Annotated in this window: 17 protein-coding genes; all 17 read left to right on the top strand. The window is 36.2% G+C overall.

The window, feature by feature from the left end:
* Positions 1 to 15: 15 nt before the first annotated feature.
* Positions 16 to 192, top strand: a complete 177-nt coding sequence (locus tag CEY12_RS22485; RefSeq protein ID WP_172821046.1) for a hypothetical protein — start codon at positions 16 to 18, stop codon at positions 190 to 192.
* Positions 193 to 269: 77 nt separating this feature from the next.
* Positions 270 to 1313: a T9SS type A sorting domain-containing protein gene (locus CEY12_RS18125; RefSeq protein ID WP_089029017.1), complete on the top strand. Its 1044-nt coding sequence runs from the start codon at positions 270 to 272 to the stop codon at positions 1311 to 1313.
* Positions 1314 to 1428: 115 nt separating this feature from the next.
* Positions 1429 to 1800: an NADH-quinone oxidoreductase subunit A gene (locus CEY12_RS18120; protein ID WP_089029016.1), complete on the top strand. Its 372-nt coding sequence runs from the start codon at positions 1429 to 1431 to the stop codon at positions 1798 to 1800.
* 92 nt (positions 1801 to 1892) lie between these two features.
* On the top strand, positions 1893 to 2453 hold the full coding sequence (locus CEY12_RS18115) for an NADH-quinone oxidoreductase subunit B (protein ID WP_089029015.1): 561 nt from the start codon (positions 1893 to 1895) through the stop codon (positions 2451 to 2453).
* 6 nt (positions 2454 to 2459) lie between these two features.
* Entirely contained in the window at positions 2460 to 2954 is a 495-nt protein-coding gene (locus tag CEY12_RS18110; protein WP_089029014.1) for an NADH-quinone oxidoreductase subunit C, read from the top strand.
* A gap of 61 nt (positions 2955 to 3015) precedes the next feature.
* On the top strand, positions 3016 to 4239 hold the full coding sequence (gene nuoD, locus CEY12_RS18105; protein ID WP_089029013.1) for an NADH dehydrogenase (quinone) subunit D: 1224 nt from the start codon (positions 3016 to 3018) through the stop codon (positions 4237 to 4239).
* Positions 4240 to 4347: 108 nt separating this feature from the next.
* Positions 4348 to 4857 carry a complex I 24 kDa subunit family protein gene (gene nuoE, locus CEY12_RS18100; protein WP_089029012.1) on the top strand — a complete coding sequence of 170 codons (510 nt, stop codon included), beginning with the start codon at positions 4348 to 4350 and terminating at the stop codon, positions 4855 to 4857.
* Positions 4858 to 4959: 102 nt separating this feature from the next.
* Positions 4960 to 6318: an NADH-quinone oxidoreductase subunit NuoF gene (nuoF, locus tag CEY12_RS18095; RefSeq protein WP_089029011.1), complete on the top strand. Its 1359-nt coding sequence runs from the start codon at positions 4960 to 4962 to the stop codon at positions 6316 to 6318.
* 5 nt (positions 6319 to 6323) lie between these two features.
* Entirely contained in the window at positions 6324 to 7199 is an 876-nt protein-coding gene (locus CEY12_RS18090; RefSeq protein ID WP_089029010.1) for a hypothetical protein, read from the top strand.
* 41 nt (positions 7200 to 7240) lie between these two features.
* Positions 7241 to 8239 (top strand): 2Fe-2S iron-sulfur cluster-binding protein, encoded by a 999-nt coding sequence (locus CEY12_RS18085; RefSeq protein ID WP_089029009.1) that lies wholly within the window; start codon positions 7241 to 7243, stop codon positions 8237 to 8239.
* 94 nt (positions 8240 to 8333) lie between these two features.
* Positions 8334 to 9395, top strand: coding sequence for an NADH-quinone oxidoreductase subunit NuoH (gene nuoH, locus CEY12_RS18080; protein ID WP_089029008.1), 1062 nt, complete (start codon positions 8334 to 8336; stop codon positions 9393 to 9395).
* A 151-nt stretch (positions 9396 to 9546) separates the two neighbouring features.
* The gene (locus CEY12_RS18075) at positions 9547 to 10104 is read left to right on the top strand and encodes a NuoI/complex I 23 kDa subunit family protein (protein ID WP_089029007.1); all 558 of its coding nucleotides are present in this window, start codon (positions 9547 to 9549) and stop codon (positions 10102 to 10104) included.
* Positions 10104 to 10601 (top strand): NADH-quinone oxidoreductase subunit J, encoded by a 498-nt coding sequence (locus tag CEY12_RS18070; protein ID WP_089029006.1) that lies wholly within the window; start codon positions 10104 to 10106, stop codon positions 10599 to 10601. The genes CEY12_RS18075 and CEY12_RS18070 overlap by 1 nt, the downstream gene beginning before the upstream one ends.
* Before the next feature lie 4 nt (positions 10602 to 10605).
* Positions 10606 to 10935, top strand: coding sequence for an NADH-quinone oxidoreductase subunit NuoK (nuoK, locus tag CEY12_RS18065; RefSeq protein WP_089029005.1), 330 nt, complete (start codon positions 10606 to 10608; stop codon positions 10933 to 10935).
* A 3-nt stretch (positions 10936 to 10938) separates the two neighbouring features.
* Complete coding sequence (nuoL, locus tag CEY12_RS18060; protein WP_089029004.1) at positions 10939 to 12852, top strand: NADH-quinone oxidoreductase subunit L; 1914 nt, start codon at positions 10939 to 10941, stop codon at positions 12850 to 12852.
* Complete coding sequence (locus CEY12_RS18055) at positions 12852 to 14345, top strand: NuoM family protein (protein WP_089029003.1); 1494 nt, start codon at positions 12852 to 12854, stop codon at positions 14343 to 14345. Before nuoL ends, CEY12_RS18055 begins: the two co-directional genes overlap by 1 nt.
* 16 nt (positions 14346 to 14361) lie before the next feature.
* Positions 14362 to 15741, top strand: a complete 1380-nt coding sequence (locus CEY12_RS18050) for an NADH-quinone oxidoreductase subunit N (RefSeq protein WP_089029002.1) — start codon at positions 14362 to 14364, stop codon at positions 15739 to 15741.
* The last annotated feature ends 46 nt before the right edge of the window (positions 15742 to 15787 follow it).

Below are 15787 nucleotides of genomic sequence, written 5' to 3'. Positions count from 1 at the left end.
AATACAATTCTCCTCATGAAACCACATCTTATCGTTTTCGCCATTCTTATTGCCGGGTTTATCGTGTACAACTTCTTTTTTCAAAACGGAGATGACAAGACGAATACGGTAATCAACATTGCATATGCAAGTATTCTTTTTGGTTATATTTCATTTATGGCTTACTCACTTCTTAAAAAAATGAAGAAGTAACAGCTCCTTACAGAGTATTTTTTAGTTTTGTTAAAAATATTTTTATATTTTTACACTACACTAATACACTGTATACCATGAACTTATTATTAAAAACTATCCTTTTAGGAGCTTTTTTTATTTTAATAAAAATAGATTCCCAGGAATTTTATGTAAGCACTACTTTAAACTTCACCAGTAACGTAAATAAGGTATATAAGCTTAACGTTGCAAATACAAATGAAATAGAAGAAACTTTCTGCCCGCCTACGAATCCCGCAAACGAAGTGTATACAGATATTGCCATAGACGCTTCCAACAATCTGTATTATGTAACTACTTCAGGATCATTATACAGAAAAAAAAGCTCTAACGACACCTGCGAATTCCTTGGTGATTTCACTAATCCATACGGCTCAATTAGAGCTTTAACTTCCGATTCCGGACCCTATTTATACGCAGTAGGATCTCCGGCCAAGCTTTACAAATATGAAATTAGTACCGGAACGTTTTCGTATATGGGCGATCTGCCGTCCGGACAATACGTAGCAGGAGATCTCTTTTTTTATGACAGGAGGCTTTTCGTAACTACGTTAACGGGGATACTTGAAATCAATATGAATACCCCTTCGGCAAGCTGCCCGTTTATCAATTTCGGTACCTTATCAAACCTATACTCAGCTTTTTCAATACATTATGGAAGCTATTCCAAAGTATATGTTATAGGCTCTTCAGGATATAACTCTACCCTACATGAACTGGACATGATCACTAAACAAGTTGGACCACCAATCAGAACATACAATTATCAGATTAACGGTGCAGCATCCTATTATGACTTAACGGGTATAGAATCGACATGTATACCAACTTTGGGAGTTCAGGAAGCCAATACTACAGGTATCTATTTCAATGTGGTTAATCCAACCAAAACCAATATTATTTGCAAAACTAATATTGAAAGGCAACAAATCACGTCCATACAAATGTTTGATAGTTCCGGAAAGCTTATTAAAGATTTTTCAAAACAGAACAGCATTGAAAAATTAGATGTCTCTGATATAACACATGGACAATATCTTTTGATAGTGACTACAAAAAATGGTGAAAAATACACTAAAAAAATAATAATCAGTCTCTAATTTTTATTCATTCTAAATTACCGGTTTTCCCTATTTTAACTCCACATTTAAGCTTATTAATTTCATGCTTTCTTGTTTATTCGCTAAATTTGCAAATTGAGATAATAATGCAAAAATGAATTTACCTGAAAGTTATATTCCGATCCTTATCCAAGCCGGTGTTGCAATTGGTTTTGTGGCTGTTTCTTTGCTTGGAGCGCATTTCTTAGGACCTCGTCAGAAGAAAGGAAATTCTGTAAAAAATCAAAGCTGGGAATGTGGTATACCTGTAGAAGGTAATGCCAGAACACCTTTTTCTATTAAGTATTTCCTTACCGCTGTATTGTTTGTTCTATTCGATATTGAAATCGTATTTTTTTATCCGTATGCTGTTAACTTCAGAGAATTCGGATTTGAAGGATTTCTAGCGGTACTTACATTTGTAGCTATTTTCTTTGTAGGATTTATCTATGTGTGGAAACGTGGCGCATTAGATTGGGATAAATAAATTTTAACATTAAAAAGGTTTAATTATTTAACGAATTTAAAAATTGTTATGTTTTTAAATTTTAGATTTTTAATCTTTAAATATTTAATAAAATGTCAGATCAAAAACCAGTAATAAGAACAGATGCACCTGCTCCGGAAGGATTTGAAGGAGAAGGATTTTTCGCAACAAAATTGAGCAGTGTAATCGGGATGGCAAGAAAGTTTTCTCTCTGGCCGTTACCATTTGCAACCTCTTGTTGTGGTATCGAGTTTATGGCTACCCTAAACCCTACTTATGATGCTTCAAGATTTGGTATGGAAAGAAACTCTTTCTCACCAAGACAGGCAGACATGTTGATGGTTTGTGGAACTATATCGAAGAAATTAGGCCCTGTCCTAAAAGAAGTATACACCCAGATGGCAGAGCCAAAATGGGTGGTTGCAGTAGGAGCTTGTGCTTCTAGTGGTGGTATTTTCGACACTTACTCTGTTTTACAGGGAATAGATAAAATCATTCCTGTAGACGTATATGTTCCTGGATGTCCACCAAGACCAGAGCAGATCATTGAAGGAGTAATGCAGGTTCAGGCTCTTGCAGAAAGCGAAAGCATCAGAAGAAGAGATATGCCTGAATATCAGAATTTATTAGATTCTTACAACATAAGCAACTAAACGGAAATGACGAACGAATTTGTATTAGAAGCAATAACAAGAGAATTTCCGGATACTGTACTTTCCAGTTCGGAACCTTATGGAATGCTGACCGTTGAAGTGAAAAAAGAAGATATTAAAAAAGTAATCCATTACCTTAAGGATTCGTCTTTAGAAATTAACTTCCTTACAGATATCTGTGGAATACATTATCCTGAATTCCCTGAAAAAGAAATCGGAGTAGTTTATCATTTGCATAATATGATGACCAATTTCAGAATTCGTCTTAAGGTATTCATGTCCAGAGAAAATATAGAGGTAGATTCTCTTACAGAATTATATGCCGGGGCTAACTGGATGGAAAGAGAGACTTTTGATTTCTTTGGAATTAAATTTAAAGGACATCCGGATTTAAGAGCAATCTTGAATATGGAGGATCTGGGTTATCACCCAATGTTGAAAGAATATCGTCTTGAAGATGGTACCAGAACTGACAAGAACGATAGCATGTTCGGAAGATAAAAAGCGAATGGCCAATGGCAGGTAGCCAATAGCCAGAAGCAAACAGCTAAAAGCAATCATTATGAAAGATAACTCATTATCTAATATACTTAACCAATACGAAAGTAAGGAACAGATTGACGGACAATTATACACCCTCAATTTAGGTCCAACTCACCCTGCAACTCACGGGATTTTCCAGAATGTCCTAACGATGGATGGAGAAAGAATTCTTCATGCAGAGCAAACAGTAGGATACATTCACAGAGCATTTGAAAAAATTTCTGAAAGAAGAAACTATACTCAGATCACTACCCTTACCGATCGTATGAACTACTGTTCTGCCCCGATCAACAATCTGGGATGGCACATGACGGTTGAGAAGCTTATAGGGATTGAGGTTCCTAAACGTGTAGATTATATTCGTGTAATCCTAATGGAGCTGGCAAGAATCGGAGATCACCTGATCTGTAATGGAGTAACAGGAATGGATGCCGGAGCGATTACAGGTCTTACGTATATGTTTATTGAAAGAGAGCGTATCTATGATATTTATGAGCAGATCTGTGGAGCAAGGATGACGACCAATATGGGAAGAATCGGAGGTTTTGAAAGAGATCTGACCCCAAAGTGTCATGAATTAATCAAAGACTTCTTAAAAACTTTCCCTAAAAAGTTTGCTGAATTTGGCCAACTTCTGGAAAGAAACAGAATTTTTATGGACAGAACCATTGGTGCAGGAGCCATTTCTGCGGAAAGAGCATTAAGCTATGGTTTTACAGGTCCTAATTTACGTGCAGCGGGTATAGATTATGATGTAAGAGTTGCACAACCTTATTCTTCTTATCAGGATTTCGACTTCATTATTCCAGTGGGAACAGCAGGTGACACTTACGACCGTTTCATGGTTCGTCAACAGGAAATCTGGGAATCAATTAAAATAATCGAACAGGCATACAGCAATCTTCCGGAAGGAGATTTCCATGCTGATGTACCTGATTTCTATCTTCCGGAGAAGGCAGATGTTTATAATAAAATGGAAGCTTTGATCTACCACTTCAAAATTGTAATGGGAGAAACTGAAATTCCTAAAGGAGAAGTATACCATGCAGTAGAAGGAGGAAATGGAGAATTAGGATTCTATTTAGTGAGTGATGGAGGAAGAAGTCCTTACAGACTGCACTTCAGAAGACCATGTTTTATCTACTACCAGGCATATCCGGAAATGATTACAGGTGCTGTAATATCTGATGCGATTGTAACAATGTGTAGTATGAATATTATTGCGGGAGAATTAGACGCATAAAAAAATTACAGATTTTGGATTATGAATTTTAGATTAATCCAAACTAATATAAAAATTGAAATTTTTTAGAATCTAAAATCTAAAATTCAAAATTTAAAATTTAAAAAAGTGAGCGAAACAATAGCTTTTAAACCGGAAAGTTTAGCACAGGTACATAAAATTATCGCAAGATATCCTGAAGGAAGACAAAAGTCTGCTCTTCTTCCTGTTCTTCATTTAGCACAAAAAGAATTTGGAGGATGGCTGGATGTTCCGGTAATGGATTATGTTGCAGAATTATTGAGTATTACGCCAATTGAAGTATACGAAGTAGCTACTTTCTATACCATGTTCAATATGAAACCGGTTGGTAAATATGTTTTAGAAGTGTGCAGAACGGGACCATGTATGGTTTGCGGAAGCGAAAAGATTCTAAATCATATCAGAACGAAACTGAACATTAAAGATGGACAGACTACTGAAGACGGTATGTTCACATTAAAGCCTGCTGAATGTCTTGGTGCTTGTGGATATGCACCGATGATGCAGTTAGGAAAATTCTTTCATGAAAATTTAACGATAGAAAAAGTAGACGAAATCCTTGATCTTTGCAGAGAGGGCCAGATTGCTTTAGATTAATAGAAATTTTAAATTCTAAATTTTAGATTTTAAATTATTCACTTAACGTTTAATAATAATTAATGCAAGAAGCCAAAAGCCAATTGCAATATGCAAATAACAATGAGTAAAAAACTTTTACTTAAAGACGCACATATAGAAGGCATTCGCTATTTCGAAACATACCGTAAACAGGGAGGTTACGAAGCTGCAGAAAAAGCCTTGAAGATGACACCCGATGAGATTTTAGAAGAAGTAAAAACTTCAGGACTTCGTGGTCGTGGTGGTGCAGGATTTCCTACAGGGATGAAATGGAGCTTTTTGGCAAAACCGGAAGGTATTCCAAGACACTTGGTAGTGAATGCAGATGAATCTGAGCCGGGAACTTTTAAAGACAGATATTTAATGGAATTCCTTCCTCATTTATTGATTGAAGGAATGCTTATCTCTTCTTTTTGTTTAGGTTCAAATGTTTCTTATATCTACATCCGTGGAGAATATTCTTGGATTCCGGATATCTTGGAAGAAGCGATTGAAGAGGCAAAAGCAGCTGGATTTTTAGGTAAAAACATTCTGGGAACAGGTTTCGATTGCGAAATCTATGTTCAGAGAGGTGGTGGAGCTTATATCTGTGGAGAAGAAACAGCATTGCTTGAATCTCTTGAAGGTAAAAGAGGAAACCCAAGATTAAAACCACCATTCCCAGCTGTAAAAGGACTTTGGGAAAGACCAACTGTGGTAAATAATGTTGAATCTATTGCAGCAGTAGTTCCAATTATCAACATTACAGGAGCTGAATTTGCAAAAATAGGAGTAGGAAGATCTACGGGTACTAAATTGATTTCCGCTTGTGGAAACATCAATAAGCCTGGGGTTTACGAAATTGATATGACAATAACCGTTGAGGAATTCATTTACTCCGACGAATATTGTGGTGGTATTCCCAATGGAAAAAAACTAAAAGCCTGTATTCCAGGTGGTAGTTCTGTTCCAATTGTTCCTGCCAATCTATTGCTAAGAACAGTAAACGGAGAACCGAGATATATGAATTACGAATCTTTAGCTGATGGTGGCTTTGCTACCGGAACAATGATGGGTTCAGGAGGTTTTATCGTTTTGGATGAAGACCAGTGTATCGTAGAACATACCATGACACTTGCGAGATTTTATAATCACGAAAGTTGTGGACAATGTACTCCTTGCCGTGAAGGAACGGGATGGATGTACAAAATTTTGAAGAAAATTGAAAGCGGACAAGGAAAAATGGAAGACATTGATCTACTTTGGGATATCCAAAGAAAAATCGAAGGAAATACTATTTGTCCTTTAGGTGATGCAGCAGCATGGCCTGTTGCAGCAGCTATACGCCATTTCAGAGATGAATTTGAATGGCACATTAAAAATCCTGAGTTGTGTTTAACTCAAAATTATGGACTGGCCAATTATGCTAATCCAATTCCTGCTGTTGAAAAAAATGCGTAGTTAAAATGAAGAAGTTATTAGTTGTTAGTTTAGTTATCTCGAATTTTGTGTTTGCACAAAAAACTAAAAGTGATACTTTACAATTATCAACACTAGGTTCAGCACCTATTGAGAAGAAACAAAAACCAGAACCATTATCAAAGAAAGGTCAGATGTTCGTTTTCTTTGGTTGGAACAGAGCTGCTTTCAGCAATTCCGATATCAATTTTTCAGGAAATGGTTATAATTTTCAGTTGAATAATGTATCAGCACAGGACAGACCTACAAAGTTTGGTATCGTTTACGTAAATCCAGGTTGGTTTACGGTAGTGCAATATAACTTCAGAGCGGGTTACTTTATTAAAGATAATTTGGCTTTGGTTCTGGGAATTGACCATATGAAATATGTAATGGATCAAAATCAGACCGTTGGCTTTAAAGGACATATTTCAGACCCTGAATATGCTGGAATGGTGCAAAACGGACAGGTAAATTTAGCAGACGAAAAGTTTCTTACTTTCGAACATACTGATGGACTTAATTATGAAAACTTAGGTCTTGAGAAATACCAAAACCTTATTAATAAAAAGAATATTGATTTGGTATGGTCTTATGGAGCTGGAATCGGGGTGATGTTTCCGAAAAGTAATATAAAACTTTTTGGTAATGAAAGAAGTGATCGTTTTCATGTAGCAGGTATGGGAACCGATGTAAGAACCAGTTTAAACTTAGTTTTCTGGAATCATTGGATGGCAAGGTTAGAGGCTAAAGCGGGTTATATTAATATGTGGGATATTAAAACCACATTGAATAATAAACCGGACAAAGCCAGACAGGATTTTGTTTTCGGACAGGTTCTGGCCGGAATTGGATATACATTTAATACGAAAAAATATAAATAACAAGGCCTATTGCTTACTGCATAAAGCTTAAAGCGTATAATATGAGCGAAGAAGTTAAAAAATTCAAAATCACTATAGACGGACAGACTGCTGAAGTATTGCCTGGAACTTCCATTTTGGAAGCAGCAAGACAGATCGGTGGAAAATCAGTCCCTCCGGCAATGTGCTATTATAGCAAATTGGAAACCAGTGGAGGAAGATGCAGAACTTGTTTGGTAGAGGTTTCTAAAGGATCTGAAGCAGATCCTCGTCCCATGCCTAAATTAGTGGCAAGTTGCAGAACTAATGTAATGGACGGGATGGAAGTGAAAAACCTTACATCGGATAAAGCTCAAGAAGGTAGAAAAGCCGTTACTGAATTTTTATTGGTTAACCACCCGTTAGACTGCCCGGTTTGTGATCAGGCTGGAGAATGTCATCTTCAGGATCTAGGGTATGAGCATGGGGTTGAAAGTACCAGAACTGAGTTTGAAAGAAATACCTACGAAGCAGATGATCTTGGTCCGAATATTAAGCTGAACATGAATCGTTGTATTCTTTGTGCAAGATGTGTACTTACAGCGAATCAACTTACCAATACCAGAGAACACGGTATTCTTTTCAGAGGTGATCATGCTGAAATTTCAACCTATTTAAATAAAGCCCTGGATAATGATTTCATCGGAAACGTAATTGACGTTTGCCCGGTGGGAGCTTTAACGGACAGAACAGCACGTTTCGCAAGCAGAGTTTGGTTTACCAACCCAATGAATGCATCATGTAAATGTGATAAGTGTTCAGGAAAGGCTGTTGTTTGGATGAAAGGTGATGAAGTGGTAAGAGTTACCGCAAGAAAAGATCAGTGGGGAGAGGTTGAAGAATTCATCTGTGACACTTGCCGTTTCGAAAGAAAAGAATTGAAAGACTGGAATATTGAAGGTCCTAGACATATCGACAGACACTCTGTAATTTCACTCAACCATTATGAGAAGCCTAAGGATCAGCTAAGAGTTCTTGACAATCCAATGGCAAAGGAAATTAGTGAAAAAGACGAAAAATAACTTTAATAAGATTTCAGATATCAGACTACAGACATCGGATTTAAGATCTGAATCTAGCATCTAATATCTCGTATCTAACATCTTTAATAATAAAATGGATTTAATTACATTTAAATTAATACTTGTACTAGCGCTTTTCTTGCTTTCACTAACGATAGCAGCCTACTCTACCTGGGCAGAAAGAAAAGTGGCTTCTATTATGCAGGATAGAATCGGACCAAACAGAGCAGGTCCTTTCGGATTGCTGCAGCCTCTTGCTGATGGTGGAAAGTTTTTCTTTAAAGAAGACTTTACTCCTGCCAATGCAGAAAAATTCCTTTTCGTATTGGGGCCGGCATTGGTAATGTTTATTTCATTGATCACGGGTGCCGTTATCCCTTGGGGTAAAAGCTTAAATATTGGTGGGATGTCTTACGATCTTCAGGTTGCCAACATTGATGTTGGTGTACTTTTCATTATCGGAATGGCTTCTATTGGTGTTTACGGAATCATGATCGGAGGTTGGGCCTCAAATAATAAATATTCATTATTAGGTGCTATCCGTGCTTCTTCACAGATGATCTCTTATGAATTAGCAATGGGGTTAGCTTTGCTTTCTATCATCATGATGACAGGAAGTTTAGATTTAAAAGTAATTACTGAAACTCAGACTACAGGAAAATTATGGGGACTTATCCATATTGATGGGATGAACTGGAATATTTTCTATCAACCATTAGCTTTCCTTATTTTTATGGTTGCTGCGTTAGCGGAAACCAACAGACACCCTTTCGATTTACCTGAGTGTGAATCTGAATTGGTAACAGGATATTCTACGGAATATTCTTCAATGAAGTTAGGGTTATACATGTTCGGAGAATATGTGAACATGTTTATTTCAAATGCTTTTATGGTGGTTCTATTCTTTGGGGGGTATAACTACCCTGGAATTGAATGGGTAACACAACATTGGGGTGAAAACATTGCTGGAATCTTAAGTATTGTAGCATTTTTAACCAAAACCATTGTCGGAATTCTGATCTTTATGTGGATCAGATGGACGCTTCCTAGATTCAGATACGACCAGTTGATGCATTTAGGATGGAAAACATTAATTCCATTGGCGGTTGTAAACCTTGTTATTACCGGAGCTTTAATTTTAGCATTCGGACATTAAAAATTTGATAATTTGAAAATGAGCTAATTTGAAAATAGAATCAAAATTTTATCTTTATTTAGCTTTTATTCAAACATAAAATATTAAAAATTAAGATAAGAGACAAGATTAGTCTAGAATCTAATGTCTAACATCTAACATCTATAATTAAATGAAACTTACTAACAGATCCAAAGTTGTTTCTAATAAAGAAATGACCCTTGCTGAAAAAATCTACCTTCCGGCGATTTTCAAAGGTATGGGGATTACATTCAAGCATGCTGTAAGAACCGTAGTAAAAGGTGCTCCTGCAGTTTATTCGTATCCAGAAGTACAGAAACCAAGAGCTCAGGTTTGGCGTGGCCAGCATGTACTGAAAAGAGATGAAGAAGGAAGAGAAAGATGTACAGCTTGTGGACTGTGTGCCGTAGCTTGTCCTGCTGAAGCTATTACAATGACAGCTTCAGAAAGAACAAAAGAAGAGAAAGGTCTTTACAGAGAAGAGAAATACGCTTCTGTGTATGAAATCAATATGCTAAGATGTATTTTCTGTGGAATGTGTGAAGAGGCCTGTCCAAAATCAGCAATTTATCTTACCGATAGATTGGTGGATGTGGAAACCAACAGAGGTTCTTTTATCTATGGAAAAGATAAACTAGTTGAAAAGATAAATGAAAGGATTGACATCACAGCGAGACAGTCCGAGAAACAAAAAAATGCGGTAAAATAATGGATCAGTTTTTATTTTTCTTGGTGGCGTTTTTAGCAGTGGCGAGTGCAGTATACTTCGTATTTGCAAAAAATCCTTTATATGCTATTTTGTCATTAATTGTTACAATGTTTTCTATTGCCGGAATGTACATCCTTTTAAATGCACAATTCCTAGCAATTATTCAGATTATAGTGTATGCCGGAGCAATCATGGTATTGTTCCTTTATATTCTAATGATGCTTAATCTTAATAAGGAAGACGAAAGTAAGAAGAACAATACTTTAAAATTTATTGGAGTTTTTACAGCTGGTCTCTTATTGATTGGTATTTTAGGAGTATTCAGAGGAGTTCAGGACAACCACATTGTAGTAGAGAATGTAGACAGAGGGGTTGGACTTACTAAAAATCTGGGTAAGCTTTTATTTAATGAATATGTCTTACCGTTTGAGCTTGCTTCGATCCTTATTTTGGCAGGTATTGTAGGTGCGGTATTAATCGGTAAAAAAGATTTATAAAATTATGGGAGAAGTAAATACATTTATACAAAGCGTCCCTTTAAATTATTTCATCATCCTCTCTTCAGTATTATTCAGTTTGGGAGTGTTGGGAGTATTATTGAGAAAAAACGCTATTGTTATTTTGGGTTGTGTAGAGCTTATGCTCAATTCTGCAAATCTTTTATTAGCTGCTTTTTCAGCATATAAAGGAAATAGCGATGGACAACTTTTAGTTTTCTTCATTATGGTGGTTGCTGCTGCAGAAGTTGCAGTAGGTTTGGCAATTATTGCTATGCTATATAGAAATACCCGTTCTGTAGATGTTAGTATATTTAATAAATTAAGAGGATAAAGAATGGAAAATTTAGTGTATGCAATAATACTTTTACCACTTTTAGGCTTTCTTATAAACGGTTTGTTCGGAAAAAACCTTCCAAAAATATTAGTTGGAGGATTAGCAACAGCAGCGGTTTTCGGATCTTTCTGCATTGCTGTAAGTATTTTCATGAATTTCAATTCTGAAAGTCAGCCGATAATCGTAAAAGCTTTCGAATGGTTTAGAGTCAATGGAGTTCAGATTAACTTTGGTTTCCAGATCGATCAGTTATCTTTAATGATGATTATGATCATTACAGGTATCGGATCATTGATCCACTTATACTCTATCGGATATATGAGTCATGATAAAGGTTTCTATAAGTTCTTTACTTATCTGAATCTTTTCATCTTCTCTATGTTACTTTTGGTAATGGGAAGCAATTACCTGATCCTGTTCATCGGATGGGAAGGTGTAGGTTTGTGTTCTTATTTATTGATCGGATTCTGGTTCACAAACGAAGAATATGGTAAAGCTGCAAGAAAAGCATTTATCATGAACAGGATTGGTGACCTTGGTTTATTGATCGGTATCTTTATGATCGCTTCTCAAACCAACGCTATTGATTTCCTTTCAGTAGCACAAAATTCTTCAAAATTTGAATTAGACGGAACGGTAATTATCTTTATTACGGCAAGTTTATTTATCGGTGCTACCGGTAAATCTGCTCAGGTTCCTTTATATACATGGTTACCGGATGCAATGGCGGGACCAACACCTGTTTCTGCGTTAATTCACGCAGCAACGATGGTAACTGCAGGGATCTATTTGGTAGTAAGATCTAATTTCTTATTCACTTTAGCGCCAACTGTTCAGGGAGGAATTTTATTGATAGGATTCTTAACTGCAGCGTTAGCAGGTTTCTATGCACTTCGCCAAAACGACATCAAAAAAGTATTGGCTTATTCTACAGTTTCACAACTTGGATTTATGTTCATTGCTTTAGGATTAGGAGCTTATACAACAGCTATGTTCCACGTAATGACACACGCATTCTTCAAAGCTTTATTATTCTTAGGTGCAGGTTCTGTGATCCACGCTATGAGCAATGAACAGGATATGCGTTTTATGGGTGGACTTAAAAAAGTAATTCCAATTACCCATGCTACTTTCCTTATCGGAACTTTAGCAATTTCAGGATTCCCTTTATTATCAGGGATGATTTCTAAAGATGAAATTTTAGTTGCAGCATTTGCTAAAAATCCAATCTATTGGGTAATGCTGTTTATTTTAGCGGCAATTACGGCTACCTATATGTTCAGATTGTATTATTTAACTTTCCATGGGGAGTTCAGAGGTACTGAAGAGCAAAAACATCATTTGCATGAAAGCCCGATGAATATGACATTACCATTGGTCGTATTGGCTATTCTGTCTGTAATCGGAGGTTTCATTAATTTACCACACTTTATTGGTCACGGTCATTACGCAAAACTAATGGAGTGGTTGAAACCTGTCTTGACTGAAGAAAGTTTCAAGCAAATGGAAGCTACCCTTTCAGGAGTTGATTTTAATACTGAAATGATACTTTTAGGAGCAACGGTTGTGATGTTCTTCTCTGTATGGTTCATTGTTAAAAATACGTATGTGAATAAGAAAAAGAGAGCTTTACCGGAGGAAAGTTATACCGGATGGGAAAAGCTTTCTGCTAAAAAATTATATATTGACGAACTTTACAATGCATTAATTGTAAAAACTGTTGAAGGATTAGGACGTGGAGGTAAAATGTTTGATAAGGGTGTTCTAGATCGTTTTGTAGACTTTGTAGGTGAAGGTGCCGAAGATAGCGGAAAATCTATGAAACGTATTCAAAACGGAAATGTTGAGACATACATTCTTATCATGTCTTTAGCGGTGGGAATTATACTGATTGTTAACTTTATATTACAATAATGTCTGGTTTATTATTAACATTATTACTATTACCTCTAGTAGGTTCGGGATTAGTTTTTGCCTGGAAAAATAAATCCAGCAAATATTTGGCGTTAGGAATTGCATTGGTACAAATGCTTCTTACATTTTATATACTTTCGGATTTTGATTTTACGCCGACTGTAGATAGTGTATTGCAGCATGAGATCAATTATCCTTGGTCACAATTTATCAAAAGCTCTCTTCATTTCGGTATTGACGGGATGAGCATGTTGCTTTTGTTATTGACCAATATTCTTTCGCCTTTAATTATTTTATCTTCATTTAATGAGAATGTAAACTACAGAAACTCTTTTTACGGTCTGATCCTGTTGATGCAGTTCGGACTTGTAGGGGTTTTCACTTCTTTAGATGGTTTATTATTCTATATTTTCTGGGAGGTAACATTGATTCCTATCTGGTTAATCGCTGGACTTTGGGGTCAGGAAAATAAAAGATTTGAATTTACAACGAAGTTCTTCGTATATACATTTGTAGGATCACTGTTCATGTTAGCAGGATTGATTTACGTTTACAATCACTCTGCGTCATTTGCTTTAACAGATCTATACAATGCTTCATTGAACGAAACTCAGCAAACGGTCGTATTTTGGTTTATATTCTTTGCTTTTGCAGTGAAATTACCCATATTCCCGTTCCATACGTGGCAGCCTGACACTTATACCTACTCTCCTACTCAGGGATCGATGTTGTTATCAGGGATCATGTTGAAAATGGCAGTATATGGTGTAATCCGTTACCTATTACCAATCACTCCTATTCCTATTATGGGAATCTCCGGACAGATCGTAATTATCCTGGCAATTGTAGGTATCCTTCACGGAGCACTGATTGCCATTATCCAAAATGATATGAAGAGAATTATTGCTTATTCATCTTTTTCTCACGTTGGATTAATGGTGGCAGGTATTTTTGCGTCAGCTGTTTTGACACTGAGAGGAACTTTTACAACTGAAGGTGCTGAAGGTGCTCTGGTACAAACTTTTGCTCACGGTATTAATGTGGTAGGTTTGTTCTACTGTGCAGATATTTTATATAAAAGATTTAAATCAAGAGATATAAGACAAATGGGAGGTTTAGCGAAAGTAGCTCCTAAGTTTGCAGTATTATTCCTTCTTATTCTGTTAGGCTCAATGGGAGTTCCATTGACTAATGGTTTCATTGGAGAATTTATTTTGATTAAATCAATTTTTGATTTCAATGTTTTAGCTGCTGTTATTGCCGGTTTAACCATAATTCTTTCTGCAGTTTACCTATTGAGATTCTACGGAAAAGCAATGTTTGGTAAAGGAGATGAGGCAGTATTAAATACAGCAAAAGATTTATCAGGCGTAGAATTTTCTGTGTTGGCTAGTTTGGCGGTTTTTGTGATAGTACTTGGTATTTTCCCTCAGCCGGTAATCGAAATGGTGAGTAGTTCGTTAAAGTTTATCTACCAATCAATGGTTAGTTAATTTGATATTTTAAGAAATGAGTGTTTTAATTATTGTTTTCCTAACTGCAGTTGCTGCGTTATTTTCAGGAGTTTTTGAACAAGGGAAATTCGCAAGATACATTGGGATTTTGGGGTTAATCATTGCATTATATGTTAGCTTCCTGCCTGAATGTTCATTCTTCGAACATTACAGACATATGTATGAATATGGTTCTAATACGGCTTTATTCACAAAAATTTCAATTGTAACTACTTTACTATTGTTCTTTCTGGGAGGTTTTGCGTTCAGCAACCATAGAAGTCACCAGTCCGAACTGTATGCATTAATGCTATTCGCACTCTGTGGTGGTATTATTCTTTTCGGTTTCCAGAACTTAGTGACATTGTTCTTAGGTATTGAAATTCTTTCCATCCCATTATACGTAATGGCCGGTGCCAATAAAACTGATTTAAGATCTAATGAAGCTTCTATAAAGTACTTCCTGATGGGTGCATTTGCAACCGGATTCCTGTTATTTGGTATCACATTCATCTATGGTAGTGCAGGAACTTTTGATCTCTATAAAATACATGATTTCGGAGCAGCAAATCCTAAAAATGTAATGTTCATTCTTGGAGTAATCCTGATGTTATGTGCATTGGCATTTAAAGTGGCATTAGCTCCTTTCCACATGTGGAGCCCTGATGTTTATTATGGTTCTCCATCATTGATCACAGCCTTTATGGCAAGTGTAGTAAAGATCTCCGGATTTTTTGCATTTTTCAGATTAATGACGATAGGGTTTACAGGAGTTACGCATGAATGGATCAACGTTCTTGGTGTATTTGTGATCATTACATTACTTTTAGCCAATGTAATGGGACTTGCGCAAACTAATGTAAAAAGAATGTTAGCCTATTCATCTGTTTCTCATGCTGGATATATTGGATTGGTATTCTTTGGAATGACAAATCTGTCTACTTATAATCTTGCATTCTACCTGTTTGCTTACTCACTATCTACTGTTGGAGTATTTATGTGTCTGATCTGGGTAGAAAAATTAAAAAGAGAAACCTCCTTTGGTGCTTTTAAAGGATTGGCTAAGTCTGAACCTCTTTTAGCAGTTGTTGCAGCTATTTCTATGCTTTCAATGGCAGGAGTTCCATTAACAGCTGGTTTTATGGGTAAATTTGCCCTATTCTCTCAAGCGATTAATGGAGCAGCATTTCTTGTTTTAGTCGCAGTTCTGGGTTCTGCAGTTTCGATTGCATACTACCTGAGATTAATTATTGCTATGTTCTTCTTCAAAGAAACAACATTCAAAACTTCAGAAAAGGTAACGCTTACTTATAATGTTGTAGCAGTTGTTATTATTGCCTCGATTATTATTTTAGGTGTCTTCCCTGACATGTTTGCTAAACAATTTGGTTTGTAAGAATCATCATAAAAATAGAAAAGCACAACCAAAAGTTGTGCTTTTT

This window comes from Chryseobacterium sp. T16E-39 (assembly GCF_002216065.1).
Classification (GTDB): domain Bacteria; phylum Bacteroidota; class Bacteroidia; order Flavobacteriales; family Weeksellaceae; genus Chryseobacterium.
The sequence above is the reverse complement of the archived record's forward strand: the minus strand, read 5'-3'. Positions and strand labels throughout refer to the sequence as shown.

Excerpts from the sequence above, each read along its gene's own strand:
- CEY12_RS22485 (WP_172821046.1), top strand. The coding sequence starts at position 16 with ATGAAACCACATCTTATCGTTTTCGCCATTCTTATTGCCGGGTTTATC.
- CEY12_RS18125 (WP_089029017.1), top strand. The coding sequence starts at position 270 with ATGAACTTATTATTAAAAACTATCCTTTTAGGAGCTTTTTTTATTTTA.
- CEY12_RS18120 (WP_089029016.1), top strand. The coding sequence starts at position 1,429 with ATGAATTTACCTGAAAGTTATATTCCGATCCTTATCCAAGCCGGTGTT.
- CEY12_RS18115 (WP_089029015.1), top strand. The coding sequence starts at position 1,893 with ATGTCAGATCAAAAACCAGTAATAAGAACAGATGCACCTGCTCCGGAA.
- CEY12_RS18110 (WP_089029014.1), top strand. The coding sequence starts at position 2,460 with ATGACGAACGAATTTGTATTAGAAGCAATAACAAGAGAATTTCCGGAT.
- nuoD (WP_089029013.1), top strand. The coding sequence starts at position 3,016 with ATGAAAGATAACTCATTATCTAATATACTTAACCAATACGAAAGTAAG.
- nuoF (WP_089029011.1), top strand. The coding sequence starts at position 4,960 with ATGAGTAAAAAACTTTTACTTAAAGACGCACATATAGAAGGCATTCGC.
- CEY12_RS18090 (WP_089029010.1), top strand. The coding sequence starts at position 6,324 with ATGAAGAAGTTATTAGTTGTTAGTTTAGTTATCTCGAATTTTGTGTTT.
- CEY12_RS18085 (WP_089029009.1), top strand. The coding sequence starts at position 7,241 with ATGAGCGAAGAAGTTAAAAAATTCAAAATCACTATAGACGGACAGACT.
- nuoH (WP_089029008.1), top strand. The coding sequence starts at position 8,334 with ATGGATTTAATTACATTTAAATTAATACTTGTACTAGCGCTTTTCTTG.
- CEY12_RS18075 (WP_089029007.1), top strand. The coding sequence starts at position 9,547 with ATGAAACTTACTAACAGATCCAAAGTTGTTTCTAATAAAGAAATGACC.
- CEY12_RS18070 (WP_089029006.1), top strand. The coding sequence starts at position 10,104 with ATGGATCAGTTTTTATTTTTCTTGGTGGCGTTTTTAGCAGTGGCGAGT.
- nuoK (WP_089029005.1), top strand. The coding sequence starts at position 10,606 with ATGGGAGAAGTAAATACATTTATACAAAGCGTCCCTTTAAATTATTTC.
- nuoL (WP_089029004.1), top strand. The coding sequence starts at position 10,939 with ATGGAAAATTTAGTGTATGCAATAATACTTTTACCACTTTTAGGCTTT.
- CEY12_RS18055 (WP_089029003.1), top strand. The coding sequence starts at position 12,852 with ATGTCTGGTTTATTATTAACATTATTACTATTACCTCTAGTAGGTTCG.
- CEY12_RS18050 (WP_089029002.1), top strand. The coding sequence starts at position 14,362 with ATGAGTGTTTTAATTATTGTTTTCCTAACTGCAGTTGCTGCGTTATTT.